This is a genomic window from Pleomorphochaeta naphthae (assembly GCF_055396005.1).
Window position 1 is genome coordinate 277,499 of sequence record NZ_AP042457.1, and the last position, 12,706, is coordinate 290,204.

18 protein-coding genes are annotated in these 12,706 nt (G+C 28.5%); 1 reads left to right on the forward strand and 17 read right to left on the reverse strand.

Going from position 1 to position 12,706, the window contains the following annotated elements:
• Position 1: 1 nt before the first annotated feature.
• From ACZ5SO_RS01240 to ACZ5SO_RS01270, 7 genes are all read right to left on the reverse strand, one after another.
• Entirely contained in the window at positions 2–133 is a 132-nt protein-coding gene (locus tag ACZ5SO_RS01240) for a hypothetical protein (protein WP_464626222.1), read from the reverse strand.
• A 71-nt stretch (positions 134–204) separates the two neighbouring features.
• Positions 205–603, reverse strand: a complete 399-nt coding sequence (locus ACZ5SO_RS01245; RefSeq protein ID WP_464626224.1) for a hypothetical protein — start codon at positions 601–603, stop codon at positions 205–207.
• A 2-nt stretch (positions 604–605) separates the two neighbouring features.
• Positions 606–1,406: a hypothetical protein gene (locus ACZ5SO_RS01250; protein WP_464626226.1), complete on the reverse strand. Its 801-nt coding sequence runs from the start codon at positions 1,404–1,406 to the stop codon at positions 606–608.
• Between the two features lie 23 nt (positions 1,407–1,429).
• A complete protein-coding gene (locus ACZ5SO_RS01255) occupies positions 1,430–1,819 on the reverse strand; it encodes a hypothetical protein (protein WP_464626228.1) in 390 nt (129 codons plus the stop codon).
• A gap of 4 nt (positions 1,820–1,823) precedes the next feature.
• Positions 1,824–2,249, reverse strand: coding sequence for an HK97-gp10 family putative phage morphogenesis protein (locus ACZ5SO_RS01260; RefSeq protein ID WP_464626230.1), 426 nt, complete (start codon positions 2,247–2,249; stop codon positions 1,824–1,826).
• Positions 2,246–2,560 carry a phage head closure protein gene (locus ACZ5SO_RS01265; RefSeq protein ID WP_464626231.1) on the reverse strand — a complete coding sequence of 105 codons (315 nt, stop codon included), beginning with the start codon at positions 2,558–2,560 and terminating at the stop codon, positions 2,246–2,248. The genes ACZ5SO_RS01260 and ACZ5SO_RS01265 overlap by 4 nt, the downstream gene beginning before the upstream one ends.
• Positions 2,557–2,898 (reverse strand): head-tail connector protein, encoded by a 342-nt coding sequence (locus ACZ5SO_RS01270; RefSeq protein WP_464626232.1) that lies wholly within the window; start codon positions 2,896–2,898, stop codon positions 2,557–2,559. Before ACZ5SO_RS01270 ends, ACZ5SO_RS01265 begins: the two co-directional genes overlap by 4 nt.
• Positions 2,899–3,042: 144 nt before the next feature.
• Between ACZ5SO_RS01270 and ACZ5SO_RS01275 the strand changes: the two genes are divergently transcribed.
• A complete protein-coding gene (locus tag ACZ5SO_RS01275; RefSeq protein WP_464626234.1) occupies positions 3,043–3,453 on the forward strand; it encodes a hypothetical protein in 411 nt (136 codons plus the stop codon).
• A gap of 76 nt (positions 3,454–3,529) precedes the next feature.
• Here the strand turns inward: ACZ5SO_RS01275 and ACZ5SO_RS01280 are convergent, their stop codons facing one another.
• From ACZ5SO_RS01280 to ACZ5SO_RS01325, 10 genes are all read right to left on the reverse strand, one after another.
• On the reverse strand, positions 3,530–4,834 hold the full coding sequence (locus ACZ5SO_RS01280; protein WP_464626235.1) for a hypothetical protein: 1,305 nt from the start codon (positions 4,832–4,834) through the stop codon (positions 3,530–3,532).
• Complete coding sequence (locus tag ACZ5SO_RS01285; RefSeq protein ID WP_464626236.1) at positions 4,834–5,391, reverse strand: hypothetical protein; 558 nt, start codon at positions 5,389–5,391, stop codon at positions 4,834–4,836. The genes ACZ5SO_RS01280 and ACZ5SO_RS01285 overlap by 1 nt, the downstream gene beginning before the upstream one ends.
• Positions 5,392–5,434: 43 nt before the next feature.
• Positions 5,435–5,956: a Gp49 family protein gene (locus ACZ5SO_RS01290; protein WP_464626237.1), complete on the reverse strand. Its 522-nt coding sequence runs from the start codon at positions 5,954–5,956 to the stop codon at positions 5,435–5,437.
• Positions 5,957–6,190: 234 nt separating this feature from the next.
• Positions 6,191–6,862 carry a hypothetical protein gene (locus ACZ5SO_RS01295; protein WP_464626238.1) on the reverse strand — a complete coding sequence of 224 codons (672 nt, stop codon included), beginning with the start codon at positions 6,860–6,862 and terminating at the stop codon, positions 6,191–6,193.
• A gap of 76 nt (positions 6,863–6,938) precedes the next feature.
• Positions 6,939–7,115: a hypothetical protein gene (locus ACZ5SO_RS01300; RefSeq protein WP_464626239.1), complete on the reverse strand. Its 177-nt coding sequence runs from the start codon at positions 7,113–7,115 to the stop codon at positions 6,939–6,941.
• 1 nt (position 7,116) lies between these two features.
• Positions 7,117–8,973, reverse strand: coding sequence for a phage minor head protein (locus tag ACZ5SO_RS01305; protein WP_464626240.1), 1,857 nt, complete (start codon positions 8,971–8,973; stop codon positions 7,117–7,119).
• The gene (locus ACZ5SO_RS01310; protein WP_464626241.1) at positions 8,966–10,285 is read right to left on the reverse strand and encodes a phage portal protein; all 1,320 of its coding nucleotides are present in this window, start codon (positions 10,283–10,285) and stop codon (positions 8,966–8,968) included. The genes ACZ5SO_RS01305 and ACZ5SO_RS01310 overlap by 8 nt, the downstream gene beginning before the upstream one ends.
• Positions 10,282–11,844: a phage terminase large subunit gene (gene terL, locus ACZ5SO_RS01315; protein WP_464626242.1), complete on the reverse strand. Its 1,563-nt coding sequence runs from the start codon at positions 11,842–11,844 to the stop codon at positions 10,282–10,284. Before terL ends, ACZ5SO_RS01310 begins: the two co-directional genes overlap by 4 nt.
• On the reverse strand, positions 11,807–12,178 hold the full coding sequence (locus ACZ5SO_RS01320; protein ID WP_464626244.1) for a M78 family metallopeptidase domain-containing protein: 372 nt from the start codon (positions 12,176–12,178) through the stop codon (positions 11,807–11,809). Before ACZ5SO_RS01320 ends, terL begins: the two co-directional genes overlap by 38 nt.
• Positions 12,179–12,706: a phage protein Gp27 family protein gene (locus ACZ5SO_RS01325; protein ID WP_464626246.1), complete on the reverse strand. Its 528-nt coding sequence runs from the start codon at positions 12,704–12,706 to the stop codon at positions 12,179–12,181. It abuts the gene before it with no gap.

A 12,706-nucleotide genomic window follows, 5' to 3' on the forward strand; every position in this document is an offset into this window, starting at 1 on the left:
TTTACCTCTTTTTTATAACTCCATCTTTAATCGCTTGTTCTAAATTGTTTGATTTCTTTATGGGTGTAAAACATTTTGCATATTGTTTTGGATCTATAAATGGAACTAATTTATTTATATCTTCAATATCCATTTCTTCAAAAAAATAGGACGGAGTAATATAATTCCATTCCCGTCCTAATGCATTACATAATTTTTCATAGTCTACTTTAGGACTTTTTTTTTATTTCTTGTGGTAGAATCTTTTGATAAACATTCTTCAATGAAATTTCTAATATCTGTTTCTTCAGCATTTTCTTCCCACCAGGTTTTATTATATTTATAGCCATTTTTTTCTAATAAGAGTTTTAAAATTTTATCGTACAGTGCTTCTTTTTCTTCATTAAATTCATCTATAGATTTATTAAGTTTATTTAAAGCATTTATATCTTTTTCATCTAGTTGGCCAACTTTTTTAAACAGATCTCCCATCTTTTTCAAATGGTTAGAATATAGTACTCTTACAGCAATCACAACTCTTTTTATGGTAAAGGTTGTATCACTCATTTTAATTTTGGCCGTGATTGATTTCTCACGGCCATTCAAATCTATATATTTATCCATTATTAATTAACTCCAATTTCATCAATAATATCTAATAATTGAGAACCTTCAGCTCTATTAGGGTCTAAATCACCTTCTATAGAAATTGGAAGTGATGCTGGTTTATCATTATCAACACCAGGGAATGATAATTTTATTCCACCTTCCATAAGAGCTGCAAATAAAGTTACTTGGAATTTTTTGCCTTCTTGCATCAATAAAAATCTTACTACCTTTGGAGTAATACTAGCTATAGAACTTCCCATACTTGCTTTTATGGCAGTTGATGGAGTATAGCTATAAACAATATTTAAATTTGATGTAGTAAGAGCTGCAGAATCAGCTAAAACGATAACTCCCCATCTACCTGATGCATCTTTACTTTGTATGTAATCTTCATCTTCTACAAGTGTTTTTGAACCTGCAATAATTGATGTAATAGATTGTTTACTTCCATTTGAATTTTGACCAGGTAAGATATAAAGTTGCCCTTTATTCCAGCCAGGCTTTACTGTGAAATTTTCATCACTAACTAAAGATCCCGCAATTGAATTTAAGTTCATCACTCCACCAGTTAATTTATTAATAATGTCTAATCTTATTTGATAGATTTCTGTTGAAGCTTTTGCTTTCATGTTCTTTACATAACTTGAAATTAATTCTCTTTTTGAACCTTGAATTTTTACTTTATCGTAGGTTATTTCTATATTGGTATCTGTATCAATTGGAATTACTCCAATATCTAATAATGAAGCTTCATCATCTCCTACAAAAACTGTGCAGCCTCCAGGAATATGAACTCCTGCATAATAAGTGTTACCCATAAAATCCTCCATTTATATTAGGTCTAACAATAATTGCCTTTGCAATTAAACGTTGTATCTATTGGAACTTTCCATAAATCTTTTCCAAGCCTTAAAGGTTTTCTTCTTTCAGAAATACAATTTGATATTGATATAGTTCCATAAAATCCATTAACACTTTTAAGTATATCAATTACAGAGTTCGCTATTTCTAATGCTTTATATTTATTATTGTGATAAACATCTAACTGGAATAATGGTTTAAAGAATTCAACTTCTCTCGTTGATCCAGTTAAAATTGGTTGAATAACTAAATAGGGGAAGGTTGTATTATCAGTTTCTTCAAGTTCTAAAAAATATATTCTATTAGAAAAAATTGCCTGGAAAGAAGAATTATTTAATACCATTTCATAATAATCTTTTTCAAATAACATATTTTTACTCTTCTCCTATTTTTAACCCTTTTAGCTCTTTAGTTAATATTTGTTGAATTCCTTTTTTAGAATCATTCATTCCATTTCTCATAAAAGCTTGAGCTCTTTGTTTAACTGTTCCATATTCAACATGTGGAGCATATTCAAGATTGGTTCCAATAAATGCTTCACCAGAGAAAGCAACACCTTTTATAAAATCATTAGCAGCTAAATCCTTTGTTTTTGAATCCATTGGCTCTTTAATATCATTTACTGTTTTTTGATTTATTCTAGTAATATATGATATAGATCCTCTTAAATGACCAGTTTCTATTGGAGCTTGGGTTATACAATTTCCCTCAGCATGAATAGCAGCTGTAGTTAATCCTTTATCTAAAGCTTTTCCTAATTCAGTTTTTAACTGAATACTTTTGTCTTCAAATTTAATCATTCAATAACCTTTAAATCTAATTGAATAAATTGATTTTCAACTTTGTTAATATCTGAGATAATTTTATATTCTTTCTCCTGATATCTAATTTTATCTTTACTAGTAATATTTGTATTAATTGGTAAGTAAATTCTATGAGTTGCAATTATTACATCTTTAGCAGCAAAGAAAGCATTTTTTGATGAAAGAGTTCTTACTCTACATCTAGTATCGATAGCTTGTTGTTCTTTTGTTGGATTCCATCCAGCGTTACTGGTTGATATATTTTTTATTATTTGAGCTTGATTATTAAACATTGATTCTACACTCATAAAACTCTCCCATATCTTTTAATTCTGCTTGTAATAGATTTAGGATAGCCCATAAATAAATCATTTGAATAAGAAACAGAATAATCTCCAAAGTGTTCATTTGCTAAACCAACAGATCCTTTAAGAGTGTTGATTTTATAAGAGATCATTTCAGCTGCTATCATTTTAATATTATAAGGATGTATTGGATTATAGTTACTGTCTAAATCCCAAGGCTTATTTCTGATAGCTAAAATATCTTCTTCAATAATAGGTATCAGCTCAGTTATCTGAATATCATAATCAGATACATTTAGGTTTGTTAATTTTTTATATTCTTCTAAGGTGATTATACTCATAAGTAAAGATTACTATATATTAGGGTATTAAATTCTAATCATTTGAGTTTAAAAGTAGTCCTAATAAAAAAAATAGTAGTCGCTCTTGTATTCTGAATTTTGGGAGTTTATAATTTAATAATAGATTAATAATAAGGAGTCAACATGACTTATAAAGAAGCAAAAATGATTTTGACAGAGTCAAGAAAAGAAGATTGGCTACAGTTTTCTGGTTTTGGAACTTATGTTTATAAATTGGATTTAAATTTAAGAATACAAAGAAAATTTTCAAGTAATCATGGATCTTATCCTTTTGGAGATACTACATTAGATGAAGTTTTCGGTAAAGGTAATATTTTTGAGAATGAATATATTGGGTATTATAATAATTCTTTATTTATAATAAGTACGTTGTTACAAATTACTAAAAATAAAAATAGAGACTTTATAGCAATAATTCCTCGCCCAGAAACAGAAACTACTTGTTTAAAGATAGATGCAAATATTGCTCGAATAATTGATGAATCGGGAGAAACTGATAATTATATGAAAATGGCAAAAATTGAAATTGAATAGAATTTTATTCAAGATAAAAGGAAGTAGAGATTTCTCTCTACTTCCAAAGCTATATATAAGGAATATGACTAGAAGGTTATCTAGGAAGTGTTCTTGGATAGATGTTAACAGTACCAGTAACAGCATCATCATCACTTTCAATCTTAACTTTAGTAAGTTGTTGAACTTGTGGTGGTAATACAAATTCAAATAATACTGAATTTTTCTTGGCGTTACCTGTAATATCTTTTGTATATAGTGTTGTTTCGTGAGTTCCATCTGAATCAATAACACTAAATGTAACTTTTTTAGTATCTGTAATTGTAATTGCAGTATTAGCAATTGCTTTAATAGAGATACCACCATTTGCTCCACCTTTACCAGTATCGATAAATTCACTTTCTATATTTGTGTTTTTAGGAAGAGCTTTCTTTTCAAAGTATTGCTCATTGAATACTCTTAAATCATCACCAATTTGCACGTCATTATCTCCTGCAATATCTACAACTTCTTCTAATCCATTTTTAAAGTTATAAGAACCAATTAAAGGAATACCATCCCAGGATGAAAGAGATCTTGAATAATTCTTATCTCCAGGACCCATTTTTAAAGTTGCTTCTTTAATAGTTTTTAATAGATTTAAAGCATGTGGATGTCCAAAGATAAATGTTTTACCAATATCCCCTGCATGAACATCTTCAAGCATTTGATCAATCATGCTTGCAGTTGGAATGTGGGTATCATCAATATTGAAAATTGCACTTACATTATTTTCACTAGCTAATAAGAAACCTAAATAGGATTTGAAATCTGCACCATAAACAGTAATACCATCAGAATTTTTATATGGAGCTCCATTTGATAAAGGAAGAGTATCAAAGAGTGTTCCTTTACCAAAACCGTTAGGATCATATAATCCACCAAACTCATCTTCTACCCATCTAACAGCAAATAATGAATAGCAATTACCTGTAGCCTTAGCAGTTTGAGCTTTGCCATTCTTTAAAGCTAATGGAGCTAATAAATCATAGATTAAGGCTTCTTCTGTTGCCATTGCTGATTTAGTCATAATTTTAGGTGATTTCTTTGCAAGATATTTTGCAAATCCATTTTTACCATAAAGTTGAGTTACTTTATCAACTCCTGCTTCTAAATTAAAACCCATGATTCCTAAATCTTGGAATTTTAAAGTTGCTTGTGCATCAGCACTTGGAAGGGGAGCATCCATTTGAACAAATTGTCCACCTGTAACTTTTGTTAATTCTTCATAAGCATGTTGAAGCCCATGATTTGTTGGCCCAAATTCTATTGTTTCGATAATAGGACAGTTACAAAGAACTGAATCTATTTGATGTGGTTGTTTTTTAGCTCTTTCTAGAGCAATCTCTCTTAATGTAGCCATTAAATTTTACCTCCTAATACATCTGTAAAATAATCTACAGAATCCATTTCACCATCATTATCACTATCTCCAGCTCCTCCAGGAATTAGAGTTTTTGAAACAGCTTTTTTAACTTCTGCTTCAGTATTCATTTTTGTGTTTGTAATTACTTTTGCAACAGCTTCAGCTTTCTTCTTAATTTCAGCTGGTGTTTCACCTTTGATTAAATCTCTGTAGGATTCATCTAAACCAAGTCTTTCTAGCTGTAGATCTTCATGGTCTTTTAAAAGTTGTTTCCTATCAGCTTCATCTTGAACTTTTTTCTTTTCTTCTTCACTTAAAGTTTCTAATTCTTTTTCTTTTAATTTTGCCTCAATCTCTTTTCTAGCTTTTTTTTCAGCTTCTAATTCAAGTTTAAGTTTTTCATCTTCAGCTTGTTTCTTTTGTCCGTCTTCTTTCTTTTGAACTACAGTTTTATTTTCAGGTTCTTTTTTTTCTGTGTCTTCAGGTTTTTTAGAAGTGCCAGTTCCTGAATTATCAGTAGCAGCATCAAAGAATTGTTTAACTTTTAATTTCATTACATCCTCCTTGGACTTATTTGTTTAAGTTTATCAGAAGAGCTTATTTAGAATTCTTAGGCGTTTTTATATTTTGTGTAGATTGAAGTAAAAAACCTAAGTAGCTCCATACTTTATCTTTGATTTTTTTCTTACAAATATTAGATCCTAGGTTTTTATCATAATTTTCTGAACTAACACAAGCTGAACTTTCAACAATAGTAAATCCATTAATTAAGGTAGCAATAACAATTGTAATCTTGTCTTGTTTTGTGAATACTTCAAAATCTGATATAAAATTATCAACCATTTCTTGAGAAATAGAAGGTTTGTCTGTTTTTAATTTAGGATTTTTAATTAGTTCGAAATAGGTTTGTTCAAAAACCTTTTTAGGGGACCATGAAACATATCCGTCAAAACCGTCAATATTTGATGTTTGATCTGGATAGCAAATAAGAAATCCTTCATCTGTAATGTTTTCATTCTTTGGGACTTCCCATCCTCTTAAATTATTGTAATCATTTCTGTTCATTGGTATTGCCTTTATTAGCTTTGTTCCAATAAAAGTTTTCATTTCTTTTTCCATAGTTAACTCCTTGATTGAAATTAGATATAGAAAGGTTATCACAAAGAAAAATCCCAAAGTCTTAATGATTTTGAGATTTCATTTGATAGTATTATAGTAATGTTCAAGGAGAGGTGTTTATAAACGTTGATAAACGGGTAGTTCTAATTAAATTGATAAATTAGTTATGAATTAAAAATTTAGACGTTTATAGATGTTATTTTAACTTAATTATTGATATCCTGTAAGCTATTATTATTTAATTAGTTTTTTTAAAGATTTATTAATCTCTGAAAGTTCATCGATTTTATTTAATTCATTTAAGGTAGCCTGATTCACATTTTCAGCTTTATTTCCAATACTTCGTAAATTTAGAACAAATTTTTCTTTTTTATTTTTATATTCATAATATGTTATTATGATTTCAATAGGTCTTGAATTAATTTTATTATAATTTTTTAATGATGTAATTACATAGCTATGATCTTGTCTATTAGTTATGTAGATATTCTTGTAAGTTTTTAATTCACGTAAAATATCAGCAGTAGTTATTTTTTTTTCCTTTAGTTTATATTCTAGTGAGTCTTTTTCTACTTTTTCTAAAATATCTAGCCATTTTTCATCTATCTCAATTCCAATATTTGTCGCAACTATATTTGATGCATTATAAAATTTTAGTAATATCCATGATACAGAATTACCATCTGCTATAACATCGATATATGGAATTATTTTTGGTTGAGTTTTTTCTTTGTATTCTTTAATAAATATTTTGAACTGTTTATATGAAAGATAGACAAGTATAATTGTTGCAACTGATCCTAATCCTGATAAAATAACAGCTAAATCTTTTAAATGTTCGATTGTGAATAAATTTGAAAGAAAGTCGAATTTTTTATAATCTAAATATAATAAATAATTAAACATGATAATGTCCTTCTGCTAGTTATAAATAGATTATCATAGTAATTGTTAGAGAACAATATCAGAAGTAAATAATATTTTAGTAATAACAACCTTCTTTTATTTCAGGTTCATAAGGTTTTCCAGTTTCAAGACTTTCTTTAATAATCTTAATCATTTCTTTTTTAGACATACCTCTAACTAAAAAATAGGGGAAGTTTGAATCAAATTTCTCAATGTATTTATCTAAATATATTTCAATATCATCTTTTTCCATATTATAAAACCTCCTCTATCATTTGTTTAAATATTTTATAAGATTCAGGGAAATATTTAATTATTGAATCTAAACTCTTTTTACTTGCGATAGTTGCATCAATCATTTCTGCAAAAGCTTCTGCTGCCAATCCATTGTTTGTATCTTGCATTTTGTGTTTTTTCCAATAACTTACACCATGTCCAATACCAGCTTTTATTTTCCCATAAGTGGCTCCTTCCATTATATCACTCAAATTCCCTCTACAGTCAAGAGGGATTGTCTTAATTTCTTTTTGGATTTTTTGATATGCAAATCTTTTTGAATACTTTAGTGTTGTTTTTATTTCTCCTGTTGTCTTCCAATTAAAATAATAATAATCTCTAAGCATTCCATTTTTATATAGCCATTCATAATCTGTTTTATGTTCTTTAAATAGTGCTTTGAGTTCCTCATTGATTGTATCAATTCTTTGTTTTGCTTCTTTTTCAATAGTATCAGGGAATAATCCATCTTTATATGTTAAAGAGTAATTCAATCTATTTGTACCTTTTTCTCTATTTATTGCTCTATCAATAGCGTGTCCTGATTCATGGAATAGTGTTTGATATTTTGATTCATAGTCAGATCCTTTTGCAGTATCTTTAAGATTAAAATTTATTTTATTTGAATATGGGGCATAATGGGCTTTGTCTGGTGCTATATTAGTATTCCCAACATAAACTTTGCTTTCATATTTTTCCCAAAGCTTTACTACTTTTTTATCTTCACAATTATCAAGCAGGTTGTGCATATTATCATAATGTTCTTTACCAATTTTTGTAGCTAGATCTGAATTATAATTTCTTTTAATTTTATTAGTTTCTTTAGTACTAGAATTCTTGCTTTGTTTAGTCGTCTTCGTAACTTTTTGTTTTGCTTTCCATTCTTTGTAAGTTTCATATTTTCCAACTTGTGTTTTACCATCTTTATCTCTATATGCTCTTTTCTCAGCGGGGTAGCCTTTAACTTGGCCTCTTACTCTACATCTACAATTAATATCAAAAGAAGCTACACCTGATTGAAGAGGTCCTGTTACTATTCCAATAGATGGTACTAACCAACCTCCTTTTTCTAAATCTTTAGCTTGTCCGTCTAGTTCTCCATGTTCAGGTCTTGTTTTTCCATCAAGTGTTGCATCCCATATTTCATCAATTTCACAGCCAATTTCTTCAGCTCTTTTGTATGATGCTAATTGTCCTTCAACTAGAGCTCTTTGTCCTTCAGTTCTAGCTATCCTTAATGCTCTTGCTGCAATTCCTACTCCTTTATATATTGCATCTTTTCCACCAATAACAGAAACGCCTAAAATTTGTTCAATTCTTTGAGTAAGTTTTGCATAACTATCCCCTCTAATGGTAGATAAACTAATCTCATTTCTAATTTGGTTTAAGAATTTAGGCTTTGCTTCTTCTAAAAGATCTGTTGCTGATATTTTACTTAGTTTATTATTAACAGAACTTTTAATTGCATCTTCATTAAATTGTCCCCAATTTAAGCCAATAGTTCCTCCTTGATCTATTGCATACCCATGTCGATAAAAACTCTCTTCCCTTTGAATAGAAGTGAGTTTATCAATCATTGGTCCAATACCTGAAGTTTCTTTATTTAGTATTCTTTCTATTTGATTTTGAATACCAGATAGTCTATTATATTTTGATAATTCAGCATTAGATAATTTGCCATTTTTACTATATTTATTGTAAAGAGTTTTTAATTCTTTTCTTGTTTTATATATAGCTGTTCCATATGCTTTAATTATTTCTTGCTCTTCATTTTCTAAAATACTAGCTAAAGAAACTTGAGCTTCTTTATATAAAGAATCATATAGTTTAAGCATAAGCATCAAAAGTTAATTTTGTAGATGTTAAATCTTTTGAATTTTCAGATTTCTCCTTTTTAATTCTTTTTTCTTCTTCACTAACATCTTTAATCAAATTAGCTTGTTGTAATTGTTCATATATAGATTTATTACTAATAATTCCTGATAATTTAACAGCATTATCAACAATAATTGTTGTTTCATTTGGCAAGTTACGTTTCCATTTAATTGAAATATTATCAATTGAAACTTTGCTTTTTCCAAGCCAAGTTAAATAATTATTAATTAGTCTTAATCGTCTCATAAGTCCATCAGAAAAGCCTGATTGTTTATCTCCTGCAATCATTACTTCAAATGTTGCATATAAGTATTTAAGAGCTTCTCCTGATTGTTGAGACATTGCATCTTTATCATCAAGATTAGGAATACCACTCATAGAATAAATAAGTTTTTCAATAACTTTTCTTAAAACTTCTCTTCCTTCGTAAGCACTTTCTTTTGTTAAATAATTTGCTTCTCCCTCTCCATCAGTTTCAAGAATCCTCCAATTGAGTATTTTATTTAGTTTCTCTTCATCTACACCAATATTTTTAAGAACTAATAAAGCATCTGCATATTTACCATCTTCTCTAAGTCCATTAGATAAAATTTCATCATGAGCATCTATTAATTTAATTATTGATTCAATATCTCCCATTCCTTCTTCATTGTTTCTATATTCAATTATTGGAACATCTCCAAATTGATGAGGGATTGTTTCAATTAAGTCCCAACTTCTACCAGAAGAAATATAAACATCAATGAAAGTAGGGTAATAAACTTCCATCTTTTGAACTTTCTTTGAAATATTATAAATATTAATTCCCGCTGCTAATTTTGGTTTTACTCCCATATCATAAATAGGGATTAATTGAGTTGCAGGCACTCTATAAAATTCAGGGATTCCGTCATTATTACTTATATATACAATTTCATAACCACTTCCAAATCTTGCTTGGTCTCTGGCAACTCTTATATTCTCTGTCTCTTCATCATTAGAATCAAAGATGTTTTTAATCAATTCTTGAAATTCACTTAAATAATCAGGATATGAATATGTAATAGAGCCTTCTTTAAACATAAATCCTAATACACTTTTAACAAGCTTTCTTCCAAAAGGGACTGGAACTTTTTTTTCGAGATCACTATTTAATATAGTTTCATTTTCTCCTAAGAAATAATTATTAAGGGTTTTTATTGTTCTGTTTTGATAATTTTTCCATTGGATAGCTTCATTTAACTGATTAATGGTTAATCTCTTTTCAAAATTTAATTTGTACAATGGAATCATATATTTAAGCTCCTTCTTATATTATTTTTTCTATTATTTACTTTGTTGAATATTCTAAGATCTGATAATTTTTTGCCATTATTTTCTTGAATTGCTTTTATTGCATAATAAAAGGCATCACATAAATCATCATATCCTGCTGTTGGAAATCCAGTTAATTGATCTATTAAATCTTCATTGCCTGGAGCAAAAACGACTAATCCATTTTCAACTAAAGGGGATATAGACATCAGTCGAATTGATTTACTTCCTTTTCCTGGATGAACTCCTTTTATAGGAAGAGCTACTCCTTCTTTAGCTGCATCTTTGATTATTTCTTTTTTATAAACTGTTTGGAATTGAACATCTTCCATATATGCTTTTCTATAACGATATAATTTATATCGTTGAATTAGTCTTCTTTTAAAAGACTCTGTACTTTCTCTTTGGCCATGAGAGGAATAAATGTATATTATTCCTGATTCTTTATCATATCCTGCATCAACAACAGCACTCATATCATGAACACCTGTAGCGGGGTCTATCCCTTCAGTTCTATATAAATAAGCAGGAATTTCACTATGTTGACATCTTACTATCCAGGAAGTTTTAAATATCCTATCTTCATCACTTAACGGTTTTGATAAATATTCTTGAGCATAAGCAATAGATCCTAAATCATTTTGTAATGTTTTTAATTCTTTCCAAGTATATCTTTCACTCCAAAGAGGAACCCCTTTTTTTATTTCGGCTGAAAATCTTAAACCTATCCAATTATTTTTTCTATTTTCTTTTATATCTTTTAATAATCTAGAGGGAAGATCATCTTCATTTGTGATTGTATTTACAATAACAATTAAAGCTTCAGTTCCAAGAGGTTGAATTGTTTTATTAAACCATTTATGAACTTTATCTCTTATTTGAGAAGAATCTGCTTCATTATCTTTAAAAGTATCATCAACGATAATTAAATCAGGTCTATTTTGTCTTTTTCTTAACCCTCTTAAAGAACCACCTTTACCTCTAGCAACAATGGCTGTTCCATTGGTTAAACTTAGAAATTGTTTATTCCAGGTAGATCCTTTAAGAAATCCAAAATCATCAATTATCTTATCATTCTCTTCTAAAGCAAATCTGGTATTTTCTAATTGCAGGATTGCATCATCTTTTGAAGCTCCAATAATTATTATAAACTTTGACTTTTTAAATAATAATTGCCAAAGAGGGAAGGCAAAAGTCATTCTTGTTGATTTACCATGACCTCTAGGCTCTACATCAATAATTCCTCTAAGGTTTTTTCTTGCTTTAAATGTAGATTGAAATTCATCAGGTACTAATTTTTTTAATTTATTAGCATTTTCTTCAGTTAATTCTCTATTCTGAATTACTTCATATAATATTTTTTGATATTCTGCTGGTTTACAAAAGAAGTAATCAGATAAGTAATATTCACAGAAATATGTAAAGTCATTTTCTGCTTTTTTGAGTCTTGCTTCTTTTGCTTCTCTAGCAGCTTTATCTAGAGCAGCAGTTTCTAAACCTTTATTTCTTTTTGCTAGTTCTGCTAATGCTCCGTTCATTTTTATTTCCTTTTTTCTTTTTATCTAAAATTAGTTCACCTTTTTTAGTTAAATAAGCTTGATGTAGTAAAGAAGCAAACTGATTAACAAAAGCTTCATCTTTAAAAAGTTCTTGTTTTTCCATTTTATAAAGAATTGCATGGACTAATTCATGTAGAAATGTTTGCTCTATTTCGTTTTGAATAATTGGAGAAATATTTGAATTTGGTTGAATAAAGATTTTACCCTTTAATGAATCGAATTGGCCAATAGCTCCTTGATCATCTAATAAATCTGGTTTTATTTCTACAGTATAAGTAGAATTGAGTAGTGTGATTTTTTTAGGGATTTTCATTTATTCTGTAACCTCAATATTTATAATTATCTCTTTTAATTTTTCTAATAGTTCAGGATATTCTTGTTCTAATTGTTTTGCTAAAGCGTCATAAACAGCATTTTTAGCTTTCTCAACACCTTTTTTAAAGGTAAATCTAAAGCTTGCTAGTTTTACTTGTGAATTAACTATTTGATTCATTGCTTTAGCCATGGCTGCATCATCTTTGAAATCAATAGAATCTATTGCTAAGATTTTTTCATACATCATATTTATAAGTATTGAATTTGCAGCTTCAACTAAATCTGTATTTGTTCCATCTTTTACTGATTCAAGAATCATCTTTGAAGATTCAGCAGCTATAACATATTTTTCTGCTTTTTGTTTTGAATTATTGTAAGCTCTTCTAGATGCTTCTCTAGATAGGTCTAGTCCTTTTTCAGTCTTTAATTTTTTACTTATTTCTTCATGGGTTAGCTTTTCTTTATCATGAAGTTTAACTATTTCCCCACCAACATTATATAAATCAGCTTTTGATCTTCTACCCAT

Coding starts and splice junctions, on each gene's coding strand:
- ACZ5SO_RS01320 (WP_464626244.1), bottom strand. CDS start 12,178: ATGAAAATCCCTAAAAAAATCACACTACTCAATTCTACTTATACTGTA.
- ACZ5SO_RS01275 (WP_464626234.1), top strand. CDS start 3,043: ATGACTTATAAAGAAGCAAAAATGATTTTGACAGAGTCAAGAAAAGAA.
- ACZ5SO_RS01260 (WP_464626230.1), bottom strand. CDS start 2,249: ATGATTAAATTTGAAGACAAAAGTATTCAGTTAAAAACTGAATTAGGA.
- ACZ5SO_RS01325 (WP_464626246.1), bottom strand. CDS start 12,706: ATGGGTAGAAGATCAAAAGCTGATTTATATAATGTTGGTGGGGAAATA.
- ACZ5SO_RS01265 (WP_464626231.1), bottom strand. CDS start 2,560: ATGAGTGTAGAATCAATGTTTAATAATCAAGCTCAAATAATAAAAAAT.
- ACZ5SO_RS01290 (WP_464626237.1), bottom strand. CDS start 5,956: ATGGAAAAAGAAATGAAAACTTTTATTGGAACAAAGCTAATAAAGGCA.
- ACZ5SO_RS01250 (WP_464626226.1), bottom strand. CDS start 1,406: ATGGGTAACACTTATTATGCAGGAGTTCATATTCCTGGAGGCTGCACA.
- ACZ5SO_RS01285 (WP_464626236.1), bottom strand. CDS start 5,391: ATGAAATTAAAAGTTAAACAATTCTTTGATGCTGCTACTGATAATTCA.
- ACZ5SO_RS01295 (WP_464626238.1), bottom strand. CDS start 6,862: ATGTTTAATTATTTATTATATTTAGATTATAAAAAATTCGACTTTCTT.
- ACZ5SO_RS01305 (WP_464626240.1), bottom strand. CDS start 8,973: ATGCTTAAACTATATGATTCTTTATATAAAGAAGCTCAAGTTTCTTTA.
- ACZ5SO_RS01300 (WP_464626239.1), bottom strand. CDS start 7,115: ATGGAAAAAGATGATATTGAAATATATTTAGATAAATACATTGAGAAA.
- ACZ5SO_RS01240 (WP_464626222.1), bottom strand. CDS start 133: ATGGATATTGAAGATATAAATAAATTAGTTCCATTTATAGATCCAAAA.
- ACZ5SO_RS01310 (WP_464626241.1), bottom strand. CDS start 10,285: ATGATTCCATTGTACAAATTAAATTTTGAAAAGAGATTAACCATTAAT.
- ACZ5SO_RS01280 (WP_464626235.1), bottom strand. CDS start 4,834: ATGGCTACATTAAGAGAGATTGCTCTAGAAAGAGCTAAAAAACAACCA.
- ACZ5SO_RS01270 (WP_464626232.1), bottom strand. CDS start 2,898: ATGAGTATAATCACCTTAGAAGAATATAAAAAATTAACAAACCTAAAT.
- terL (WP_464626242.1), bottom strand. CDS start 11,844: ATGAACGGAGCATTAGCAGAACTAGCAAAAAGAAATAAAGGTTTAGAA.
- ACZ5SO_RS01255 (WP_464626228.1), bottom strand. CDS start 1,819: ATGTTATTTGAAAAAGATTATTATGAAATGGTATTAAATAATTCTTCT.
- ACZ5SO_RS01245 (WP_464626224.1), bottom strand. CDS start 603: ATGGATAAATATATAGATTTGAATGGCCGTGAGAAATCAATCACGGCC.